The 23,404-nt window shown below is 32.5% G+C and carries 21 protein-coding genes; 9 read left to right on the top strand and 12 right to left on the bottom strand.

Features of this window, described 5'->3' with window-relative positions; genetic code table 11:
- The first annotated feature begins 67 nt into the window (after positions 1-67).
- Together ABWO08_RS04235 and ABWO08_RS04230 are read left to right on the top strand one after the other, a co-directional pair.
- Positions 68-1,264, top strand: coding sequence for a pyridoxal phosphate-dependent aminotransferase (locus ABWO08_RS04235; RefSeq protein WP_353083814.1), 1,197 nt, complete (start codon positions 68-70; stop codon positions 1,262-1,264).
- A gap of 99 nt (positions 1,265-1,363) precedes the next feature.
- On the top strand, positions 1,364-1,699 hold the full coding sequence (locus ABWO08_RS04230) for a 7(1) septoil knot domain-containing protein (protein WP_353083813.1): 336 nt from the start codon (positions 1,364-1,366) through the stop codon (positions 1,697-1,699).
- Here the strand turns inward: ABWO08_RS04230 and ABWO08_RS04225 are convergent, their stop codons facing one another.
- From ABWO08_RS04225 to ABWO08_RS04215, 3 genes are read right to left on the bottom strand one after another with little or no spacing between them, the layout of a single operon-like run.
- The gene (locus ABWO08_RS04225) at positions 1,700-2,917 is read right to left on the bottom strand and encodes a DUF1015 domain-containing protein (RefSeq protein WP_353083812.1); all 1,218 of its coding nucleotides are present in this window, start codon (positions 2,915-2,917) and stop codon (positions 1,700-1,702) included.
- A gap of 3 nt (positions 2,918-2,920) precedes the next feature.
- Positions 2,921-3,811, bottom strand: coding sequence for a 3-hydroxyacyl-CoA dehydrogenase family protein (locus tag ABWO08_RS04220; RefSeq protein WP_353083811.1), 891 nt, complete (start codon positions 3,809-3,811; stop codon positions 2,921-2,923).
- A gap of 10 nt (positions 3,812-3,821) precedes the next feature.
- On the bottom strand, positions 3,822-4,799 hold the full coding sequence (locus ABWO08_RS04215) for a Gfo/Idh/MocA family protein (protein ID WP_353083810.1): 978 nt from the start codon (positions 4,797-4,799) through the stop codon (positions 3,822-3,824).
- Positions 4,800-4,898: 99 nt separating this feature from the next.
- On the opposite strand from ABWO08_RS04215, the gene ABWO08_RS04210 reads away from it, so the two are divergent.
- Positions 4,899-5,540 (top strand): protein-L-isoaspartate(D-aspartate) O-methyltransferase, encoded by a 642-nt coding sequence (locus tag ABWO08_RS04210; RefSeq protein WP_353083809.1) that lies wholly within the window; start codon positions 4,899-4,901, stop codon positions 5,538-5,540.
- On the opposite strand, the gene ABWO08_RS04205 is transcribed toward ABWO08_RS04210, so the two are convergent.
- Positions 5,537-5,896, bottom strand: a complete 360-nt coding sequence (locus ABWO08_RS04205; RefSeq protein ID WP_353083808.1) for a helix-turn-helix domain-containing protein — start codon at positions 5,894-5,896, stop codon at positions 5,537-5,539. The two genes, ABWO08_RS04210 and ABWO08_RS04205, sit on opposite strands and share 4 nt — an antisense overlap.
- Before the next feature lie 15 nt (positions 5,897-5,911).
- Positions 5,912-6,364 carry an SsrA-binding protein SmpB gene (smpB, locus tag ABWO08_RS04200; RefSeq protein WP_353083807.1) on the bottom strand — a complete coding sequence of 151 codons (453 nt, stop codon included), beginning with the start codon at positions 6,362-6,364 and terminating at the stop codon, positions 5,912-5,914.
- 190 nt (positions 6,365-6,554) lie between these two features.
- Between smpB and ABWO08_RS04195 the strand changes: the two genes are divergently transcribed.
- Entirely contained in the window at positions 6,555-8,330 is a 1,776-nt protein-coding gene (locus ABWO08_RS04195; RefSeq protein ID WP_353083806.1) for a DNA polymerase III subunit gamma/tau, read from the top strand.
- 37 nt (positions 8,331-8,367) lie between these two features.
- On the opposite strand, the gene ABWO08_RS04190 is transcribed toward ABWO08_RS04195, so the two are convergent.
- The 5 genes from ABWO08_RS04190 to ABWO08_RS04170 form a co-directional block, all read right to left on the bottom strand.
- Entirely contained in the window at positions 8,368-9,369 is a 1,002-nt protein-coding gene (locus tag ABWO08_RS04190; protein ID WP_353083805.1) for a proline iminopeptidase-family hydrolase, read from the bottom strand.
- Between the two features lie 30 nt (positions 9,370-9,399).
- Positions 9,400-10,290, bottom strand: coding sequence for a Ppx/GppA phosphatase family protein (locus ABWO08_RS04185; RefSeq protein ID WP_353083804.1), 891 nt, complete (start codon positions 10,288-10,290; stop codon positions 9,400-9,402).
- A gap of 25 nt (positions 10,291-10,315) precedes the next feature.
- On the bottom strand, positions 10,316-12,436 hold the full coding sequence (ppk1, locus tag ABWO08_RS04180) for a polyphosphate kinase 1 (RefSeq protein ID WP_353083803.1): 2,121 nt from the start codon (positions 12,434-12,436) through the stop codon (positions 10,316-10,318).
- 105 nt (positions 12,437-12,541) lie between these two features.
- A complete protein-coding gene (gene pdxH, locus ABWO08_RS04175) occupies positions 12,542-13,186 on the bottom strand; it encodes a pyridoxamine 5'-phosphate oxidase (protein WP_353083802.1) in 645 nt (214 codons plus the stop codon).
- A 43-nt stretch (positions 13,187-13,229) separates the two neighbouring features.
- A complete protein-coding gene (locus ABWO08_RS04170) occupies positions 13,230-14,180 on the bottom strand; it encodes a PhoH family protein (RefSeq protein ID WP_353083801.1) in 951 nt (316 codons plus the stop codon).
- Between the two features lie 107 nt (positions 14,181-14,287).
- On the opposite strand from ABWO08_RS04170, the gene ABWO08_RS04165 reads away from it, so the two are divergent.
- From ABWO08_RS04165 to ABWO08_RS04145, 5 genes are all read left to right on the top strand, one after another.
- On the top strand, positions 14,288-15,115 hold the full coding sequence (locus ABWO08_RS04165) for an SAM hydrolase/SAM-dependent halogenase family protein (RefSeq protein ID WP_353083800.1): 828 nt from the start codon (positions 14,288-14,290) through the stop codon (positions 15,113-15,115).
- A gap of 3 nt (positions 15,116-15,118) precedes the next feature.
- Entirely contained in the window at positions 15,119-15,415 is a 297-nt protein-coding gene (locus ABWO08_RS04160) for a putative quinol monooxygenase (protein WP_353083799.1), read from the top strand.
- 4 nt (positions 15,416-15,419) lie between these two features.
- A complete protein-coding gene (gene gldF / locus ABWO08_RS04155) occupies positions 15,420-16,145 on the top strand; it encodes a gliding motility-associated ABC transporter permease subunit GldF (RefSeq protein ID WP_353083798.1) in 726 nt (241 codons plus the stop codon).
- A complete protein-coding gene (gene gldG, locus ABWO08_RS04150) occupies positions 16,145-17,806 on the top strand; it encodes a gliding motility-associated ABC transporter substrate-binding protein GldG (protein WP_353083797.1) in 1,662 nt (553 codons plus the stop codon). The genes gldF and gldG overlap by 1 nt, the downstream gene beginning before the upstream one ends.
- Before the next feature lie 109 nt (positions 17,807-17,915).
- On the top strand, positions 17,916-20,165 hold the full coding sequence (locus ABWO08_RS04145) for a M1 family metallopeptidase (RefSeq protein WP_353083796.1): 2,250 nt from the start codon (positions 17,916-17,918) through the stop codon (positions 20,163-20,165).
- Positions 20,166-20,212: 47 nt separating this feature from the next.
- On the opposite strand, the gene ABWO08_RS04140 is transcribed toward ABWO08_RS04145, so the two are convergent.
- Positions 20,213-20,713 carry a DUF4199 domain-containing protein gene (locus ABWO08_RS04140; protein WP_353083795.1) on the bottom strand — a complete coding sequence of 167 codons (501 nt, stop codon included), beginning with the start codon at positions 20,711-20,713 and terminating at the stop codon, positions 20,213-20,215.
- 60 nt (positions 20,714-20,773) lie between these two features.
- Entirely contained in the window at positions 20,774-23,377 is a 2,604-nt protein-coding gene (clpB, locus tag ABWO08_RS04135) for an ATP-dependent chaperone ClpB (RefSeq protein WP_353083794.1), read from the bottom strand.
- Positions 23,378-23,404 lie beyond the last annotated feature (27 nt).

The following is a 23,404-nucleotide window of genomic DNA, read 5'->3' as shown; positions in this document are numbered from 1 at the left end:
TAAATATTCAATTTGATTAATTTTTTTCAATTAAAAAATGCAAATTTGCATATTCAAAAATTACACTATGCCAAAGATTTCAAACAAAGGAATACAAATGCCAGAATCACCAATTAGAAAATTGGTGCCTTATGCTGATATAGCCAAAAAGAATGGAAATAAAGTATACCATTTAAATATTGGGCAACCAGACATTAAAACTCCTGAAGTTGCTTTACAAGCTGTTAAAAATGCCGATATTAAAGTTTTAGAATACAGTCATTCCGCTGGATTTGAAAGTTATAGAATCAAATTATCCGAATACTATAAAACACAAGGATTGCCTATAGATGTGGCAGATATCATAATTACAACTGGTGGCTCTGAAGCTCTATTATTTGCTTTAGGAAGTACTATGGATGTTGGTGATGAAATCATTATTCCGGAACCTTTTTATGCCAATTATAATGGATTTTCAGTAGCATCTGGTGTGACTGTAGTTCCTGTTATTTCAACAATTGATGACGGATTTGCATTGCCACCAATTGCTGCTTTTGAAGATTTAATTACACCAAGAACTAAAGCAATTCTGATTTGTAATCCAGGAAATCCAACAGGCTATTTGTATTCTCAAGAGGAAATGAATCAATTGGCTGCCTTAGTAAAAAAGAATGATTTGTTTTTAATTGCTGATGAAGTATATCGCGAATTTATTTATGATGTTAAAGACAAACATTATTCAGTAATGAATATTCCTGGAATAGAAGAAAATGCAATCATGATTGATTCGGTTTCTAAAAGATACAGCATGTGTGGCGCACGAATTGGTTGTATTATTTCTAAAAATAAAGAGGTAATGGCAGCAGCTTTGAAATTTGCACAAGCAAGATTAAGTCCGCCAACCTTCGAGCAAATTGCTAGTGAAGCGGCTTTGCAAACACCTCAGAGTTATTTTGATGAAGTAATTGAAGAATACAAAGAACGCAGAGATATCTTAATTTCTGAGTTGCAAAAAATAGAAGGAGTGAAGGTAGGTACCCCAAAAGGAGCTTTTTACTGCATTGCACAATTACCTGTTGCAAATGCCGATGATTTTGCACAATGGTTATTAGAATCTTACAATTTAAATAAAGAAACGGTAATGGTAGCGCCAGCTGCAGGATTCTATTCTACTCCAAATGTTGGTCTGAATGAAGTAAGAATTGCATATGTTTTGAAAAAAGAAGACCTCGTTCGATCGGTTCATATATTAAAAGAAGCACTTAAAGTTTACAACGCTAAATAACATAAACTGCTTAAACTAAGCTTTTTTGTTAAAGATTTAACTAGTAGTATCTAAATCAATTCGATTTTATTAATTTTGATTTAAACTAAATCGTAAAAAATGAAATTTATCCCATTTGCAGTATTATTTTCATTATTCACAGTGAAATCCTATAGTCAAAAAGTATTTTCGGTAGATTATGAAAATCAAGCTGATGTGAAAGTTTATGTGGTTCAATACGAAAACCAAGCTGATTTAAAAGTATATAAAGTATCCTATAGTAATCAAGCAACACAAAATTTTGGAAGATGGTTTTTTGTGGATTATTCTAATCAAGCAGACAAGAAAATATTTTTTGTAAAATATGAAAACCAAGCCGATTTGAAAATATATTTTGTCAAGTATGAAAATCAATCAGGGTGGAATAACAATTCCAAAAAACATTTAATGTACTAGTTACAGTTCGTAAATTAGTAAACCACTTCTAAACTTTGGCTCAATATAAGTGCTTTTTGGAGGCATAATTAAATTCTTATCTGCAAGTGTTTTAATTTCTTTAATATCACTTGGAAATAACATAAAACCAACTTCAAACTCGCCTTCGTCAACTAATTCTTTTAAAGTTAGAATTGATTGTTTTCCAGGAATGTATTCAATGCGTTCGTCATTTCTTAAATCTTCTATTCCAAGAATTGGGAGCAAAACTTTATCATATAAGATTTGAGCATCTAAGTTTTCAATGATAGAAGGGTTTTTAGTTTCTTGTTTGTAAAACAGAGCATAAAAACAGCCGTCTAAATACATTCCAAATTCAAACTTACCTTGTGGTTTCCACAATTCTTGTTCTTTTGATTTTATGATAAAATGGTCGGATAATTTTTCTAAAAAAACTTCTTTAGTATAGCCATTTAAATCTCTAATTATTCTATTGAATTCATAAATCTTTACATTGCTTTCAGCAATTAAAAAACTCATAAAATAATCAAGTTTATCATTCTCTACATTACGGTATTGATCGTAAAGTAATTCTGCAGATTCTGATCTGTGGTGGCCATCAGCAATATACAATTCGGGAATATTTTCAAATTGTTTTTGTAGCCAATTTATTTCCGAATCAGCGTCTACTTTCCAAAGTGTGTGTTTTTCTTTGTTAGTAGTAGCAAAATGATAAACGGGTTGTTCTTTTAACTTTTTGGTTATCCAGTTATTAATATCTTCATTATCAGGATAAGTTATTAATACTGGTTCCGTATTGAACCCCGTTTGATGCAAATAATCTTTAAACAATTCTACGCGATACTGAAGTGTATCTTCGTGTTTTTTTATGATGTTGGTTTTGTATTCTTCTATTGATGTTCCAGCTACAAGTCCAGTGAAAGTTTGCGATTTGGTATCTATTTGATATAAAAAAAACGCGGGTGTTTCATCTATAATAAAAGTACCTTCATTTTTAAAATCTTGATATTTATGAGCAACCCCTTTAAATCGTTTATCTAAAGTGATTTTTTGCGCATGTACATATGCAGGATTAATAATGTGCAAAAACGAATACGGATTAAAATTCAACCATGAAGCAAGTTCAGCAGGCGAGTAATCGTCGTAATTTCGACAAGTTACTAGCGCCACTTTATCCGATGTAGGACGAACCGCTTTAAATGGTATTATTTTTGACATTTATTATTTTGAAAATTGTTTCGAAACTTTCTCTGCTTTTTTACTCTCTGAATAATCATAAAAACCTTCTCCAGATTTCACACCCAATTTACCTGCCATTACCATATTTACTAAAAGTGGGCAAGGGGCATATTTTGGGTTTTTAAATCCGTCGTACATTACATTTAAAATTGATAAACATACATCCAAACCAATGAAATCAGCAAGTTGTAACGGGCCCATAGGATGTGCCATTCCAAGTTTCATAACCGTGTCAATTTCTTCCACTCCTGCAACTCCGTTATATAGTGTTTCAATAGACTCGTTAATCATTGGCATCAAAATTCTATTGGCAACAAATCCAGGATAATCATTTACTTCTGTTGGTACTTTCCCTAGTTTAATAGATAATTCCATGATTATTTTAGTCACTTCATCTGAAGTGTTATAACCACGAATGATTTCAACTAATTTCATGATCGGAACCGGATTCATAAAGTGCATTCCAATTACTCTTTCTGGATGTACTACTTGAGCTGCAATTTGAGTAATAGAAATAGATGAAGTGTTAGTTGCTAAAATCACATTATGATCACACACTTCACTTAATTGCTTAAAAATATTTAGTTTCAATGTTACATTTTCAGTAGCAGCTTCAACTACTAAATCGGTTCCCACAACTCCATCTTTAATATCGGTATAGGTAATTATGTTTCCGATAGTTTTGTGTTTGTCGGCTTCGGTAATTGTTCCTTTTGCAACCATTCGATCCAAGTTGGAAGCAATAGTAGCCATTCCTTTTTCTAAAGATTTTTCAGAAATATCAATAAGTTTAACTGTAAATCCGCTTTGCGCAAAAGTATGAGCAATTCCGTTACCCATAGTTCCTGCGCCAATTACTGCAATTGTTTTCATTTAATAATTTTTATTTTGTTGAGATAGCAGTCATGCTATCAATAATTTGATACGCTACTCGTAATGCTTCGGTTCCATCTTCTAGGGTTACAATTGGAGTGGTATTGTTTTTAATAGCATCTGCAAATGTTTCCAATTCATCTAAAATGGCATTGTTTGGTTCTACTTCAGGATTCGCAAAGTAAATTTGTTTCTTTTCGCCTTCGGCATTTTGCAAAATCATATCAAAATCTCCTGGAACTTCAGGTGCATCTTTCATTTTTACAACTTCACATATTTTATCTAAATAATCAACTGAGATATAAGCGTCTTTTTGAAAGAACCTTGATTTACGCATGTTTTTCATCGAAATTCTACTCGATGTAATATTGGCAACGCAGCCATTTTCAAATTCAATTCGGGCATTGGCAATATCAGGTGATTGACTTAAAACAGAAACTCCGCTTGCGTGAACAGCCTTTACTTTTGATTTTACCACACTTAAAATGGCATCAATGTCATGAATCATCAAGTCCAATACTACAGGAACATCGGTGCCACGCGGATTAAATTCTGCCAAACGATGCGTTTCAATAAACATTGGATTTTCAATCATATCTTTCACTGCAATAAAGGCAGGGTTGAATCGTTCTACATGACCCACTTGGCCTTTTACATTGTATTCTTTAGCTAAAGTAATAATTTCTTCAGCTTCTTGTACAGTAGTTGCAATTGGTTTTTCAATAAAAACATGCTTACCACTTTTAATTGCTACTTTGGCGCATTTATAATGTGAAAGGGTAGGCGTTACAATATCAATTACATCAACCGCATGAATCAATCGGGCAATGGTATCAAATTGTTTGTATCCGAATTCGGCAGCAATTTTAGCTCCGTTTTCTTGATTCTCATCATAAAAACCAACTAATTCGTATTTTTCTGATTGTTGTAATAATCGTAAATGAATTTTTCCTAGGTGACCAGCACCAAGTACGCCAACTTTAAGCATATAATTTAAATTTTATCAAAAATAGTAATTAATTGATAATTGGTAATTGATAATTGGTAATTTGTTTTCTATTTTTACACAATAATTAAGACTCATAAATTGAAGGACACGAATAAACATAAAGGGCTTCGCAATCAATTGGCTAAAATTCTAGAAGATAAAGGCATAATTGACAAAAACGTATTGGATGCCATTCGAACTATTCCGCGTCATTTATTTTTAAATTCCAGTTTTGAGGATTTTGCTTATCAAGACAAGGCGTTTCCTATTGGTGCAGGACAAACAATTTCTCAACCCTATACCGTTGCTTATCAAAGCCAGCTTTTGGATGTAAAAAAAGATCAAAAAATTCTTGAAATAGGTACCGGAAGTGGTTATCAAACGGCTGTTTTATGTTTGCTTGGTGCCAAAGTATATTCGGTGGAACGTCAAAATGAATTATTCAAAACCACTTCGTTATTATTACCAAAATTAGGCATTCGCCCAAAACATTTGTCTTTTGGAGACGGTTATAAAGGACTTCCTAATCATGCTCCTTTTGACAGTATTATTGTTACTGCTGGAGCACCAATTATTCCACAACCCTTGATGGCGCAATTAAAAATAGGAGGTAAGCTGGTTATTCCTGTTGGTGAAAATGAGCAAATTATGACGCTGCTGATTCGGAAAAATGAAACCCAATTTGAAAAACACGAATTAGGTGATTTTAAATTTGTTCCACTATTAGAAAATAAAAACTAAATCGAATTTAATTTAGTTTTTAAATTTTCTATTTCTGATAATATTTCTGCAATTTGAGTTTCCTTGGAGTTTGCTTTAAGCTCAATACCTTTTTCGCTTAATACTTCTGTAATTGCCTGAATAGACTGAGGGTTAAAATCAATTTGAGTTCTAAACTTTTGCTTGTACCAAGCAACTAAAAGGGTGTTTATATCGATTTCTAATTGATAGGATAAAATTTTAATTTGCTTTTCTGTAGGAATTCTTTGACCACTCTCAAACTTACTAATAATAGCAGGATCTATTTTGACAAGTGCTGCAAGTTCGCGCGTCCCTAGTTTTTTATTTACCCTCGCATTTTTTAATAAATCCTTCATGAGAATAAAAGTTAATTAAAATTCTTTTTTAATTCGGGCTAAGTCGCGTTTAGTGTCTTGTTCTTTTAGAGATTCTCGTTTGTCGTAGGTTTTTTTACCTCTGCAAAGTGCAATTTCTAATTTAGCAAGTCCTTTTTCATTGGTAAATAATCGAAGTGGAACAATAGTCAATCCTTTCGATTCGACATTTCGAGCTAAAGTTTTTAATTCTCTTTTATTAAGTAAAAGCTTGCGTTCGCTTCTTGATTTATGGTTGAATTGATTTCCAAAAGCATACTCTTCAATATAGGTGTTAATGGCAAAAAGTTCGCCGTTATTGAACTCACAAAAGCTCTCTGCAATTTGTGCTTTCCCTAAACGAATTGATTTAATTTCGGTTCCTGTTAAGACAATACCAGCAGAATAGGTTTCAATTACTTCGTAATCAAACCGTGCTCTTTTGTTAAGTATATTAGCCGTTTTTATCATTTCAATGCAAAGGTACTAACAAAATAATGAAACAAAAAGCAAAATTGTTGGTTGTTCGAGCGTAAAAAGTAATCCTTTTATTTGGTAGACTTTATTGTTAACAAATAGCGTTTTTTATTCATAAATGTTGTGGTTATCATTTTTGAAATTGAATTTAATTAAGTTATATTTGTAAACCAATTAGAATTCTATGGAACAATTTGTAGTATCTGCTCGTAAATACCGTCCACAAACATTTAAAGATGTGGTGGGTCAGCAGGCTATTACAAGTACTTTGTTAAACGCTATAGAAACCAATCATCTTGCGTCTGCATTATTATTTACAGGACCTCGTGGGGTTGGAAAAACTACTTGTGCCCGAATTTTAGCTCGTAAAATTAATCAACCGGGTTATGACGATCCAAATGAAGATTTTGCATTTAATGTTTTTGAATTGGATGCTGCATCTAATAATTCGGTAGATGATATTAGAAATTTGATTGATCAAGTTAGAATACCGCCGCAAACGGGTCAGTACAAAGTATATATTATTGACGAGGTGCATATGTTGTCTTCTGCTGCATTTAATGCTTTTTTGAAGACTTTAGAAGAGCCGCCAAAGCATGCTATTTTTATTTTGGCGACGACCGAAAAACACAAAATTATTCCTACGATATTATCTCGTTGTCAAATATTCGATTTTAAAAGAATTACAGTTAAAGACGCTAAAGAACATTTGGCTGAAGTAGCTTCAAGTCAAGGGGTTTCTTTTGAAGATGATGCACTTCATATTATTGCTCAAAAAGCGGATGGTGCTATGCGTGATGCTTTGTCTATTTTTGATCGAGTGGTATCCTATTGTGGCACCAATTTAACGAGACAAGCCGTTACTGAAAATCTAAATGTATTAGATTACGAAACGTATATTTCCATCACCAATTTGATTTTGGACAACAATATTCCTCAAATCTTAGTTTCCTATAATGAAATTTTAGCTAAAGGATTTGACGGACATCATTTTATTGCAGGTTTAGCTTCTCATTTTAGAGATGTATTAGTTTGCAAAAATCCAGCAACGCTTTCTTTATTGGAAGCAGGGGAGCAAGCTCAAAAATTATATGGAGAACAAGCCCAACAATGTTCTTCCGAGTTTTTATTGAAAGGTATAGAAATAGCCAACGACTGCGATTTAAAGTTCAAGGTTTCCCAAAACCAAAGATTGCTAGTAGAACTAGCACTTATGCAACTTTGCTCTATCAATTTTGATCGAGAAAAAAAAAATGAGTTTATAATTCCACCAACTTATTTTAGAAGATCTGATTATTCTATTGTTGAAGCACCAACTCTGAAGCCTGAAGTTACAAGTCAGAAGGTAGAAGAAACAGCTGAGAAATTAGAAGTTGAAAGTCACGAGATTGAAATCGTTAGTCAAGAAATAGAAGTTGAAACAGCTCCAATTGATGCAGCTCAAATTATAACACCTACCCAAGAAACTCCAACACAAAGTCCTATATCAGTTTCAAGCCAACCCAATGTTTCCGCATTTTCTTTGTCTAGCATAAGAGCTAAAAAAGAAATGCAAGAGGCACAAAAAGGAATAGTCAAAGAGGAGGTACATTTTCCTACTGAAGAATTTACTGAAACCGAAATGCTTGATTTTTGGTTTAAATATGCTCAGCGACTTACAGATAAAGGATACATGATTATGGCTTCTTTATTGCGAATTAGTGATCCTAAATTGGAAGGGTTTAAAATAATTTATGAGTTACCCAATGAAGGTTCCAAGATTGATTTTGAAAAGGAAAAACCAGATTTGCTAGGTTATTTACGCGGACATTTGCACAATCATGAAATTTCTATTGAAGTGGTTGTGAATGAAAGTGTAAAAAGTAAAGTGGCATTTACCGCCCAAGATAAATACAACAGATTAAACGAAATCAATCCGCATCTTGAAGAATTTCGTCGGGCATTTGATTTGGATTTGTAATAAAAAAGGGATGTTTTAACATCCCTTTTTTTATTCTTTATTCATTTCCTTTTTTCAAGAAATCGATTAATCCTTTCATATAGGTTTGTTGGTCATCATACAAACTCATATGGCTACCGTTAGCACAATACAAATAGGTTCCTTTTTGAAATTGTGAAGCCATCCATTTCATGTATTCTGGATCCATGGTGTCGTGTTTTGCACCAATTACAAGAGTTGGAACCGATATATTCTTTAATTCTTTTGAAACATCCCAGTTGGTTAATTTTCCCGAAAGCCCCATTTCGCTTGGTCCTTGCATGGTGATATATAGTGATTGATTTAATCTTCCCATAGATCGAGTAACTGGTTCAGGCCAATCGCTAACTGGAAGTCTTAAAATGTGCTGATTATAAAAATTTGCCATTAACAATTCCATGTATTTGGGGTTGGCATAATCTTTTTTGGCTTCCAAATCTTGAATGGTTTTCAATACATCTGGATTTAATTTGCTTTGCAATACTTTAGAATATTCTCCATATTTTGGACAACTTGCCATCATATTAGATACAACAATTCCTTTTAGGTTGTTTTGGTATTTCAAAGCATATTGCATTGCTAAAATTCCACCCCAAGAATGGCCTAACAAATAAAAATTATCTTTATCAAGATGTAAAGCAACACGAACTTGCTCTACTTCTTCAACATATCTTGGAAGGTCCCACATAGTTGTATCGTTAGGATTGTCTGAAAAACCGGTACCTAATTGGTCGTAATAAATAAATTCAATTCCTTCTTTTGGCAAGAAACTTTCCATGCACTCAAAATATTCATGAGACATTCCCGGACCTCCGTTTAATAATAGCAATTTAATTTTTGGATTATTTCCAATGCGTTTTGTCCATACATTAAATTTACCTTTTGGAGTATTAATGGCTATTTTTTGAACACCGCCAATTTGCATTCCAGTAGTTTCTGATTGAAAATAAGTAGTTTCATTTTCTTCTTTTTTACAAGAAATTAATGTTAGAAATGCGAATAATAGTATTAATTTTTTCATAGATTGGTATGGGGTTTTGGTTAGTAGTATTTAAATTTTTCCATAATACATTGCTTTCACAATACCGTCGGAAAGTCCAATTTTAGGAACATATATTTGACGGGCACCGCTCCATTTCATTGCGTTTAAATAAATTCTAATTGCCGGAATAATTACATCAGCCCGATCGGTATTTAACCCAATTTCAAAAATTCGTTCTTCATATGATAGTGAACTTAAATACTGATATTGTGTGTTTAAGTACAAAAAGGACAATGGTTTAGATTGTTGTTTTCCGGAGAGTTTAAATAATTTATTGATATTTCCTCCGGAGCCAATTAAAGTTATATTTTCAAAAGGTTCGCAATGCAGTTTGATCCATTTTTCTATTTCTTCCCAAACTATTTCGTTTACCATGTTATTTAACAATCTAACAGTTCCATTTTTAAATGATTTGGATGCTACAATTTTTCCGTCTGAAAACAAAGAAAATTCGGTACTTCCACCACCAACATCTACATATAAACAAGTTTTGTCTGTTGTAATTAGATTATGCAAGTCGGAAGATGTGATTATTGCAGCTTCTTGTTTGCCATCTATAATTTCAATATCAATTTCAGCTTTTTCTTTAATGATTTTTACAACTTCTTTGCTATTATAAGATTCTCGCATAGCTGATGTTGCACATGCCTTATATTTTTCTACTTTATTGACTTTCATCAAAAGTTTAAAGGCCTTCATTGCATCTACCATTCTTTCAATGTTCTCAGTTGTTATTTCACCTACTGTAAAAGCATCCTGACCTAAACGAATAGGAACTCTAACAAGTTCAGATTTATTAAATTGGGTTTCTTTGCCTTTTTGTTCTACAACATTTGCAATAAGTAAACGCATTGCATTTGAGCCTATGTCAATTGCGGCATATTTTTTAATTGTAATCATTTAGTATTGGCGGTTATTATGCAAATTAAAACAAGTTATCTTTACTAGTATCTTGTTGATTTTTATAGTAATTATAGGTTTCTAGTTGTGCTCTAAAAACAGGTTCATCTTCTTTGCGAATTCGATATTTATTATCTAATTTTTCCGAATGAAAACGCGCTTTTACATTACCTTTCCAACCCACTTCAAAGGTGTCTATTAATTGTTTTTTAATGTCGTCTTGATAAATAGGGCAGGTAACTTCTACACGACCATCTAGATTACGGGTCATAAAATCGGCAGAGGAAATAAATACTTCTGGATTGTTGTCATTGCAAAATATAAACAATCGGGAATGTTCTAAGAAATTGTCTACAATACTAATTGCTTCAATATTTTCACTCATCCCTTTAATACCTGGAATCAAAGAGCAAATTCCACGGATTTGCAATTTCATTTTTACACCGGCATTACTAGCATCATAAAGTTTGTCAATCATTGCGATATCCGATAAACTATTCATTTTTAAATTAATATAAGCTGGTCTTCCAGCCAAAGCATTATGGATTTCTCTATCAATTAGTTTGTAAAATTTACCTCTTGAATAATGGGGTGAAACTATTAAATGTTTGTATCGATGTAATCGGTAATTGATTTCAAAAAAATCAAAAATTTTGGTAACATCTTTTAATATTTGCTGGTGGCTAGTTAATAGTGTTACATCAGTATAAAATTTAGCAGTAGATTCGTTAAAATTTCCGGTCGAAATAAACCCATATCTTTTGGTTTTTCCTTCTTCAAATCGCTCAATCACACAAATTTTACTATGAACCTTAAGTCCTTTTATTCCAAAAATCAATTCAATTCCCTCTTGTTGCATTTGCTCAGCATAGGAAATGTTATTTGCTTCATCAAATCGTGCTTGTAATTCGATCTGAACTACTACTCGTTTTCCATTTTTTGCTGCATTTATTAAGGAACTGATTATTTGAGAATTTTTTGCTAATCGGTACAAAGTAATTTTAATGGAACTTACTTTTGGGTCAAGTGCTGCTTCACGCAAAAATTTAATCAAATAAGAATACGATTGATAAGGCGCGAAAATCAAGAAATCTTTCTTCGCAATTTTATTTAAAATACTTCCTTCAAGACTCAGTCCAGGAACATCAAGCGGCTTTTTTTGTTGATACAATAAATCAAATCTTCCTAAATTTGGAAAATCCATATAGTCCCTTCTGTTGTGGTAACGACCACCCGGAATAATGCTATCTGTTGAATCAATTTTCATGCGGTTAAGAAAAAACGCCAAGGTATCTTTGTCAATCGTTTTATCGTAAACGAATCGAACGGGTTCACCAATTCTTCTGTCTTTTACCGAAGTGGCAATTTTTTGCAACATACTTTTACTCATGTCGCTATCAATATCTAATTGCGCATCTCGAGTAATTTTAATCATGTGTGCCGAAATACTTTTGTAATCGAAAATATTGAAAATGCTACTTAAATTGTAACGAATTACATCATCAAGCAGCATGATGTATTGCTTTTCTCCAATGGACGGAAGAACCACAATACGGTTGATGTTTTTAGGTATTTCAATTATAGCGTAACGAATCTCATTTTTAGGTTTTACCAAGCCAAGAACTTTTGATTTCTCGTCGGTATTCATTACTAATTTTATTGCTAAGTAACCTGCAGTATCTTTTAATAGCGGGAATTCTGCTAAATCATTTAAGATAATCGTAACAAGCTCCGGACTTACTTTTTGAATAAATAAATCATGCACATATTCTTGGTGTTCTTGGCATAATTCATTTTCATTAACAATTATAATGTTTTCTTTTTCTAGTTGTTTTTCAATGTCACTTAGTATTTTCAAGCTGTCTGCTTGCTGCTTGATCACAATTTCTGTAATGTCTTTCAATAATTGTTGTGCTGTGATTCCGCCTAGAATTTTAACTCCAGTTTCTCCAGATAAACTTAGTCTACGAATTGCAGCAAAACGAACTCTGAAAAATTCATCTAAATTATTGGAGAAAATACCTAAAAATCTTAGCCTGTCTAATAAAGGCACTGCTTCGTCAGCAGCTTCTTGCAGCACTCTTGCGTTAAAAGTCAACCAACTTTTTTCACGATCAATATATCTATAATTGGTTTCTGTATTCATGTAATTATTCTTAAAGGAACTATAGGTTTATTTAAAGTATATATTTCGCGAATATAAAAGTTATATCTTCCTTTTGTGTTATAAAATGTTTAAATATTTATAAGATTATGGCGCTAATCGATCCATTTTCCAGTTAAAATCCGATTGCAATTGGTATCGAATTCGGTCGTGTAATCTGTTAGCACGCCCTTGCCAAAATTCTACTTCTACAGGTCTAACTAAAAATCCTCCCCAATGTTTTGGCCTTTCAATTTCTGTACTTTCAAATTCTTGCTCTAATTTTTTCAAATTAGTTTCAAGAAATTCCCTATTTGGAATTACCTCGCTTTGCTGAGATACAATCGCGCCTAGCTTACTTCCGTCGGGTCTTGAAGCAAAATAATTATCGGATACTGCGTCAATAGTTTTCTCGGCAATTCCTTTTATAATGACTTGTCTTTCTAAACTGGCCCAAAAAAAGGACAGACAAATATTAGGGTTTTGTTGAATTGCTTTTCCTTTCTCCGAATTGTAATTGGTGTAAAAGATAAAACCTTCTTCGTTGAATTTCTTTAGTAAAACGACTCTGGCTTTTGGAAAACCGTCTAATCCAATTGTGGAAACCGTCATTGCATTTACTTCGTCTACACCACCAAACTCTTCGGTTTCATGAAACCATTTATTAAATAAATTAATAGGGTCCTCTGGGATATTGTCTTCAAGTAATTCGCTTTTTTCGTAGGATTTTCTATAATTACTTAGGTCTTTCATAGGGAGCTTGTTTCACGCAAAGGTCGAAAAGATTTACGGATTATTAATCGTGGTTTTCAATACTTTTATAAGCATCAATTACTTTTTTCACTAATCTATGACGAACAATATCTTTATCGTCAAGATAAATAATTCCAATTCCATCAATATCTTTTAAAACTAATAAAGCTTCTTTTAATCCGGATATCGTTCTTCTTGGTAAATCTACTTGACCTGGATCACCCGTAATAATGAACTTGGCGTTCTTTCCCATACGAGTCAAAAACATTTTCATTTGAGAATGTGTCGTGTTTTGTGCCTCATCCAAAATTACAAATGCATTATCTAACGTTCTACCTCTCATAAATGCCAAAGGAGCAATTTGAATTATCCCTTTAAGGATATAATCTTCCAATGTTTGGGGAGGTAACATGTCTCGTAATGCATCATAAAGCGGTTGCATGTAAGGATCCAGTTTTTCTTTCATGTCACCCGGTAAAAAACCTAGATTTTCTCCAGCTTCAACTGCAGGTCGCGTTAAAATAATTCTTTTAACTTGTTTTTCTTTTAGAGCTTTAACTGCAAGAGCAACACCAGTGTACGTTTTACCTGTTCCAGCAGGACCAACTGCAAAAACCATATCATTTTTAAAAACGGTTTCCACTAATAAATGCTGGTTTGGAGTCATCGCTTTAATTAGCTTTCCGCCAATTCCATGTACTAGAATTTTTTCGTGGTCAGGCATGCGTTGTTCTTCGCCTGAATTACTTTGAATTACTCGATCAATTACATTCGAATCGATGTTGTTGTATCTGGTAAAGTGAAGCATTAATCTGTTGAATCTTGTTTCAAATTCATCCAACTCTGCTTTTTCTCCAAATACTTTTAGGGTAGTGCCTCGAGCTACAATTTTTAATCTTGGATAATACTTTTTTATCGTTTCAAGATGGGAATCTTGCGTACCCCAAAATTCTTTTGGAGCAATGTCGTGTAATTCAATGATACGTTCGTTCAAATGGAAGTAGTTTTTTAATTATTTTTTACTAATTATTAGTAGATTTGCAATCATTTCAAATTTATGAAATACACAGTTACAATTCTTAATTATTTATAAACAATTTTATGTCAATAATTACCCTTACAACCGATTACGGAAATAAAGACCATTATGTTGGTGCTTTAAAGGGTAAAATATTATCACAAAACAAAGAATTAATACTAGTAGATATTTCCCATCAAGTAGATCCGTTTAATATTAGCGAGGCCAGTTACTTACTTCAAGGTGCTTATGCTAGTTTTCCAAAAGGAACGGTGCACATTATTGGTGTTGATATAGAATTAAAAGAAGATAACCAACATGTTGTGATCCAGTGGAATGATCATTTTTTTGTTTCTGCCGATAATGGAATATTAAGTTTGTTAACTACCCAAATTAAACCTCAAAAAATGGTTTCTATAAATATTCATGATCGATTATTGCCAGAAGCAACCGATATGGATGTGCTAGTAACCACTGCAGTTCACATTGCTAAAGGAGGTTCACTTACAGTTATTGGAAAAGAAATTCATGCTCTTAAAGAAGTAACCGAGCTTCAAGCAATTGTTGCGTCTGATAAAAATTCGATAAAAGGATATGTAGTATATATTGATAATTTTGGAAACGCTATAACCAACATATCCAAAAAATTATTTGTAGAAATTGCCAAAGGAAGACCCTACGAAGTGCAATTTAAAAACAAAAAAGTTAAGAGTATTTTTGCTAAATATTCAGATATTGAAACAATAGACAAACAATCTTTATATAACATCATGGGTAAATCCATTGCAATTTTTAATGAAGCAGGATTTTTGGAAATCGGATTATATAAAAGTAATCCTAAAATTGGATCTGCATCAAGTTTATTGGGACTAGAATGTCGTGATTTTGTGATGATTAACTTTAATTTATAGTTAATGTTTGTACGAATAGTGAAAATGTCGTTTCATGAAGAAAATATTCCTGCTTTTATGGAAAATTTTGAATTAATGAAAACCCACATACGAAATGCGCCCGGAAATCGTTTTCTAGAATTATATCAGGATAAAAACAATGCCAGCATTCTATTTACCTATAGTTATTGGGAAACCGAAGCAGATTTAGAAAATTACAGGAACTCGGCGTTGTTTGATGAAGTGTGGACATTTACAAAAAAGTTATTCAATGACAAGCCAGAAGCTTGGAGTGTAGACAAATTAGTTACTTTAGAATAAAAATATGAAGTCATTATTATTAAGAGAAATAAAATCCTTTTTCGGATCGCCAATAGGGTATTTGGTGATAGCAATTTTTCTGTTATTAAACGGATTGTTTCTTTGGGTTTTTGAAGGCGAATACAATATTTTAAATAGTGGTTTTGCCGATTTATCACCTTTCTTTACTATATCACCTTGGATCTTAATTTTCTTAATTCCGGCTGTGACAATGCGCAGTTTTTCGGATGAAATGAAACAAGGAACTTTAGAATTACTATTAACTAAACCCATTTCAATTTGGGAGATTGTAGTTGGTAAATACCTTGGCGCCTTTGCTCTTATAATTATTGCAATTATTCCAACATTTATATATGTTTATGTAATTTATGGCTTGGGTATGCCTGAGGGAAATCTTGATTGGGGAAGTACTTTAGGTTCCTATTTTGGCTTATTATTTTTAATATCTGGATATACTGCTGTAGGTGTTTTTTCGTCTTCACTTTCAGAAAATCAAATAGTTGCCTTTATAGTTTCTGTGTTTTTATGCTTTTTTCTATATTTTGGTTTCCAAGGTATTGCTAGCCAAATTAAAGATTGGCAGGAGTTTATTGCCTACTTCGGAATGGATAATCATTATAAAAGTATGAGCCGTGGAGTTATTGATACTCGCGATGCACTTTATTTTATGAGTATAACCACCTTGTTTTTATCGGTGACTGTTTACAAACTTAAATCGCATAAATCATAATGGAAAATAAGAACCCTAATTTAAAAAATCTATTTACCATTATCTTTATATTAATGGTTGCAAATTTTGCCGGACATTATCTTTTTAAACGATTTGATTTAACTGAAGATAAACGTTATACGCTATCTAAATCAACTATTAATATTATTAAACAAGTAAAAGAACCAATTTATATTGATGTTTTTTTAGAAGGAGATTTTCCACCGGAATTTAGAAGATTACGTAATGAAACATATCACTTGTTAGACGAATTTAAAAATTATAATAATAACATTATATTTTATTTTAATAATCCTTTAGAGGATGATGAATTAGCTGAACAGAATTCGAAAGACTTAATTGGATTTGGATTAGCTCCTACCAATATTAATCAAACTATTAAAGGTAAAAAAACTGTATCACAAATTTTCCCATGGGCAATTGCTAGTGTAGGAACAAAAAAAGTTAGAATTCCATTGTTAGTTAATAATTTTGGATTCACTCCTGAAGACAACATAAACAAATCTATACAACTTTTGGAATACGAAATATCCAATGCAATTTCTAAATTAACCAATAAAAACTTAAAAAAAATTGCTGTTTTAAAAGGTAATGGTGAAATCAGTGATAAGTATTTGGCTGATTATCTTATTAATCTTAAAGAAAATTATATTATAGCTGAATTCAATTTGGATTCTTTAAAAAATGATTTACCAAAAACTCTTTCAAATATAAAAAGGTTTGATGCTGCATTAATTGCAAAGCCAACCGAACCATTTTCAGAAAATGAAAAATATATACTTGATCAGTATATTATGAATGGTGGGAAAACTATGTGGTTAATTGATCAAGTATCTATTGATTTAGATAGTTTGCAAAATCCTGAACAAACTTCTATTGCTTACCCCTTAAATTTAAATTTAGATGATATGTTTTTCAAATATGGTTTTAGAATAAATCCAAAATTAATACAAGATGTGTTATCAACGCCCATAACATTAAAATCAGAACGAGGTGATATACCAATTGATTGGTTGTACTCTCCAATTGTAAAATCAGAGGAAAACAATGTTATTAATAAAAATTTAAATTTAGTTAAATTAGAGTTTGCAAATCAGATTGATACATTAAAAAATAAAATTAAAAAGACTGTTTTATTAAAAAGTTCAAAAATTTCAAAAACTGTCGGTACACTTATGCCAATTTCTTTAAACCAATTTATGGTTCCGTTAAACGAGTCAGATTATAATAATGGGAATCAAATTATTGGAGTATTGCTTGAAGGTAAATTTTCTTCGGGTTTCAAAAACAGGGTTAAACCTAATAATGCTTATAAAAGTATTGATGAAGGATTAAATAGTAAAATGATAGTAATTGCGGACGGAGATATAGTTAATTATAAATATGTAAACAAAAAGCCTTTAATTAATGATATTGATCAATGGACTCAACAAGTATATGGAAATAAAAACTTTTTGATAAATTCTATGAATTATTTATTGGATGATAATGGCTTAATTAACATTCGAAGTAAAGAAGTGGATTTACCGATTCTTGACACTCAAAAAGTTGTTGATAATTACACCTACTCTCAAATTGTAACTATTGGATTTCCAATTACTTTAGTATTGTTATTTGGAGTAGTATTTACTTATTTAAGAAAGAAAAAATACAGTAAATAATTTTCTAATGTAACAAATAACATTTTGTTATGACTTATTTAAATGCTTTTGTGAAAATCAAAAGCAATTTTTTCTTTTATTTGTTTGATCAATTAACCAATTCTAATCTATGAAAAATTTTATTACAAAAACATTCTTTTTAAGCGCTTTGTTTTGTGTAATTACCTCGTTAAAAGCTCAGGAAACTAAGCCAACATCGAATTACAATTACAACGAAACATTCGCTAATAATTTTTACACAAAAAACGCAATTGAAACTCGATCTGCTAGTGGACAACCCGGTGCGAAATATTGGCAAAACCGCGCTGATTATTCCTTAACGGCAAGCTTAAATGAGCAAACCAAAGAAATTATTGGGTCTGAAATTTTAACCTACACCAATAATAGTCCAGATAAACTTGGTTTTTTATGGATGAATGTAGAGCAAAATTTATTCAAAAAAGATTCTCGTGGAAATGCTATTATTCCGTTAAAAGGAAGTAGAAATGGAGCTAAAGGTCAAGAGTTTGACGGTGGAATCAGAATAAAATCAATAAAAATAATTTCAACTGTTGGAGGAAAATCGGTTGAGAAAGAAGCTGAATTTTCTATTGTTGATACCCGCATGCAAGTTAATTTGCCGCAAGAATTAAATGGAAATGGTGCTTCGGTAAAACTGAAAATAGAATTTTCATTCGTTTCTCCAGATTATGGATCGGATAGAATGGGAGTTGTTGATACTAAGAACGGAAAAATTTTCACTGTTGCACAATGGTATCCAAGAATGTGTGTTTATGATGATGTTCGTGGTTGGAATACTTATCCGTACCTTGGAGCAGGTGAATTTTATTTAGAATATGGAGATTTTGATGTAGCAATTACGGCTCCTGCAAGTCATATTGTAGTTTGTTCTGGTGAATTGCTTAATACTTCAGAAGTGTATACTGCCGAGCAACAAAAACGTTGGACTGCTGCAAAAGCTAGTGATAAAACGGTTATGATTCGTACCGCGGAGGAAGTTACTCAAGCTTCTTCACGTCCTGCAGGAAAATCGACTTTGACTTGGAAATTTAAAATTAAAAATGCTCGTGATGTTTCATGGGCATCTTCTGCAGCATTTATTGTAGATGCAGCTCGAATTAATTTACCTAGTGGAAAAAAAGCGCTAGCAATTTCAACTTATCCTGTTGAATCTGACGGTCAAGATGCATGGAGTAGATCTACTGAATACACTAAAACTTCTATTGAAAATTATTCAAAGAGATGGTTTGAATTTCCTTATCCTGCAGCAACTAACGTAGCTGGAAATGAAGGTGGAATGGAATATCCTGGAATTGTATTCTGTGAATTAAAATCAAAAGGAGCAGAACTTTGGGGAGTTACAGATCACGAGTTTGGACATGGTTGGTACCCAATGATTGTTGGTTCTAACGAGCGTTTATTTGCATGGATGGATGAAGGTTTTAATACTTTTATAAATGGATTAAGTGCACAAGATTTTAATAATGGTGAATACAAACAACCTGATCAAAACATGCATGAAGCATCAGGAATGCTGACAGATCCAAGTTTAGAACCTGTAATGGCTAATCCTGGTAATTTAAAGGAAGCAAATCTTGGAATATTGGCTTATTACAAGCCAGGTGCAGGATTGGATATGTTACGTAATAATGTATTAGGTAAAGAACGTTTTGATAAAGCATTTAGAACATATACAGAGCGTTGGGCATTCAAACACCCAATGCCAGATGATTTTTTCAGAACAATAGAAAATGTTGCTGGTGAAGATTTAGGTTGGTTTTGGAGAAGTTGGTTCTTAAATAATTGGAGATTAGATCAAGGTGTTTCAAAAGTTAAATATGTAAAAGGTAATGCCAAAAATGGTGCTATTATTACTATTGAAAATTTCGAAAAAATGGTAATGCCAGTGGTTTTAGAGATCAAAACTAAGAGCGGAGCTGTTTCAAGAAAATCGCTTCCAGTTGAGATTTGGGAACGAAATGTGGATTGGACTTTTAAAGTTGACACGAATGAAGAGTTAGATTCTATTACAATCGATCCGGATAATAAATTACCAGATAGTAATACAGAAAATAATGTTTGGACCAATGAAAAAAATGGAATCACTCAAGTGGAATCATTAACTCCGTATTTAGGTAAATTTTCTAGTCAACAATTACCTATCAAAATCACATTTACAGAAGAGGATGAAAGTTTAGTAATAAATTCTCCAGGGCAACCTGCTACAGCTCTTGATAGCAAAGGCGCAGGAAAATTCAGTTTAGAACAAGCAGGTTTAGTGATTCAGTTTAATGAAGCTAAAGATGCTATAAAGCTTAGCGTTGGACCGCAAAGTTTTGATTTTACAAGAGATAAATAAGATTTGAATTTATATGAAAAAAAGGCCCGCTAAATGCGGGCCTTTTTTTATTTTTTCTTTAAAATTAAAGAACTTATCAAAGTAATGATTAAACCTAAAGGTAAAATCTCCATATAAGTGAGTGCAATTACTGAAAATGGATTCTTGTACATTTCTTTATATGTTTCCATTTTGGCTGTAGTAGTTGCAATATCTGAAGGTTTTGCATGAGCAATTTCAGATTGCGCATATTTATCAATAAAATCAGGAAAGAAGTTGTAATAAACAATTAGCCAAACCCCAACATAAATTGTTGAAATTAATAATGTAATTAAAGTTCCAATTTGAAATGCTTTAATAAATGTAATTTTCCCATCTGAAATACTTTTTTTATACTTTTCTATCCCTAAATAGACAAATACAAACGAAAGGAGCATGCCGCCAAAACCTAATGCAAAATTAGGTTCAAATCCTTTTGGATCATTGTAACACAAATAGGCACTTGAAACCATTGTGAAAGCAATTATTAAACCGCCAATAAATCCATTTTTCAAAATAATATTTTTCATGTTTTATTTTTTTCTGATTTTAAATTATAAAAGTAAAAATATTCTGAAATTAAACAATACCTAGTTATTCAATTCATTTTGATTTCGAAAAACCAATTGGCCATCAAAACAATCTAAAAGTATAATACTGTCGGTAGTAACTTTTCCTGCTAGAATCTCTTTAGAAAGTTGATTCAATACTTCGCGTTGAATCACTCTTTTTACTGGTCTTGCTCCATACTGTGGATCATATCCTTTTTCAGATAAATGGCTAATGGCTTCTGGAGTAGCATCCATTGTGATGCTTTGTTCCGCAAGCATTTTGATTACGCCCTTCAATTGAAGTCCCACAATTTCTTTAATGTTATCTGAATTTAAAGGTGTAAACATTACAATTTCATCTATTCTATTAATGAATTCAGGGCGCACCATTTGTTTTAATAAGCCCAATACTTCCGTTTTTGCAGCCTCAGTTGCAGCCTCAATTCCACCTTTTAAATTTTCAAATTTCTCCTGAATTATTGCACTTCCTATATTAGAAGTCATAATAATGATCGTGTTTTTGAAATCTGCAACCCGTCCTTTATTGTCCGTCAATCTTCCTTCATCAAGTACTTGTAGTAAAATATTAAAAGTATCCGGATGTGCTTTTTCAATTTCATCTAATAAAATTACAGAATATGGTTTTCTCCGAACGGCTTCGGTTAATTGTCCACCTTCATCATAACCAACGTATCCAGGAGGTGCGCCAACTAATCGGCTCACACTGTGGCGTTCTTGGTATTCACTCATATCAATTCGGGTCATTGCATTTTCATCGTCAAATAAATATTCGGCTAATGCTTTTGCTAATTCAGTTTTTCCAACACCAGTAGTTCCAAGAAATAAGAAGGTTCCAACTGGTTTTTTCATGTCTTGCAAACCAGCGCGACTTCTTCTTACGGCATCACTAACTGCTTCAATTGCTTCTTCTTGTCCCACAACACGATGGTGCAATTCTCCCTCTAGTTTTAATAGTTTTTCTCTTTCCCCTTGAAGCATTTTTATCACCGGAATTCCGGTCCATTTAGCCACAACTTCAGCAATGTCTTCACGAGTAACTTCTTCTTTAATTAAAGAAGTGCCCGATTGATTTTCGGCTAATGTAATTTGCAAAGCATCCAAACGCTCTTGTGCTTCTTTAATTTTTCCGTAACGAATTTCAGCTACTTTTCCATAATCACCATCACGTTCTGCTCGTTCGGCATCCAATTTAAAATCTTCGATTTCTTGTTTAACTGACTGAATTGAATCAACCACATCTTTTTCTGATTTCCATTTGGTGTAAATTTCATTTCGGTCTTCTTTTAAATTGGCTAAATCCAAACCAAGTCCTTTCAACTTGTTCTCGTCTTTTTCTCTTTTGATGGCTTCAATTTCAATTTCCAACTGCATGATTTTTCGATCCAAAACATCCAGTTCTTCTGGTTTGGAATTGATTTCCATTCTAAGTTTTGAAGCCGCTTCATCCATTAAATCAATTGCTTTATCTGGAAGAAAACGATTGGTGATGTAGCGTTGTGATAATTCAACCGAAGCAATAATGGCATCATCCTGAATTCGAACTTTGTGATGGGTTTCGTATTTTTCTTTAATTCCTCTTAATATCGAAATCGCACTTTCGGTATCGGGTTCTTCAACCATTATTTTCTGAAAACGACGCTCTAATGCTTTGTCCTTTTCAAAATATTTTTGGTATTCGTCAAATGTAGTGGCGCCAATTGCACGAAGTTCGCCACGGGCTAAAGCCGGTTTTAATATATTGGCTGCATCCATTGCGCCTTCGCCACCTCCCGCACCAACAAGCGTGTGGATTTCATCAATAAAAAGAACAATATCGCCTTCGGCAGAAGTTACTTCTTTTACCACTGCTTTCAATCGTTCTTCAAATTCTCCTTTATATTTGGCACCAGCAATAAGCGCACCCATATCTAAAGAAAATACAATTTTATCTTTTAGATTTTCAGGTACATCACCATCTACAATTCGATGTGCAAGCCCTTCGGCTATGGCTGTTTTACCAACTCCTGGTTCTCCAACCAGCATTGGATTGTTTTTAGTTCTTCGGGTTAATATTTGTAATACTCTTCTTATTTCTTCATCTCTTCCAATAACTGGATCCAGTTTACCACTTCGTGCTAATTCGTTTAAATTCTTTGCATATTTACTTAATGAATTGTATGTTTCTTCAGCTGAAGCAGAAGTAACTCGTTCGCCTTTTCGCATTTCAGTTATTGCAGCATCCAAAGCTTTTTCTGTAACTCCTTGGTCTTTTAATATTTGGGCTACTTTACTTTTTGATTTAAAAATCGCCAATATTAAATGCTCAATTGAAACAAACTCGTCATTTCTTTTTGTAGCAATTATTTCCGCTTCATTCAGAGTAGTAGAGGCATCACGAGAAAACATAAGTTCTCCACCACTTACTTTAGGAAAACTTTGAATAGTTGATTCTAATATTTTCTTAAATAGTTCAATGTTGACATTTAGTTTTTTCAAAATAAATGGAGTAACATTTTCATCTACTTCCAGGATACCTTTAAATAGGTGTTCGTTTTCAAGTTGGTGTTGTCCCAATTCCTGTGCAATTAGCTGTGCTTTCTGCAAAGCTTCTTGCGATTTAATTGTAAATTTATTTATGTTCATTGTGGTGTTTTTTATAGTTTAATTTAA

The sequence above is a fragment of the Flavobacterium sp. genome (assembly GCF_040383245.1).
Lineage (GTDB): Bacteria > Bacteroidota > Bacteroidia > Flavobacteriales > Flavobacteriaceae > Flavobacterium.
Note: the sequence above shows the minus strand (reverse complement) of the source record. Positions and strands in the feature narration are given on the sequence as shown.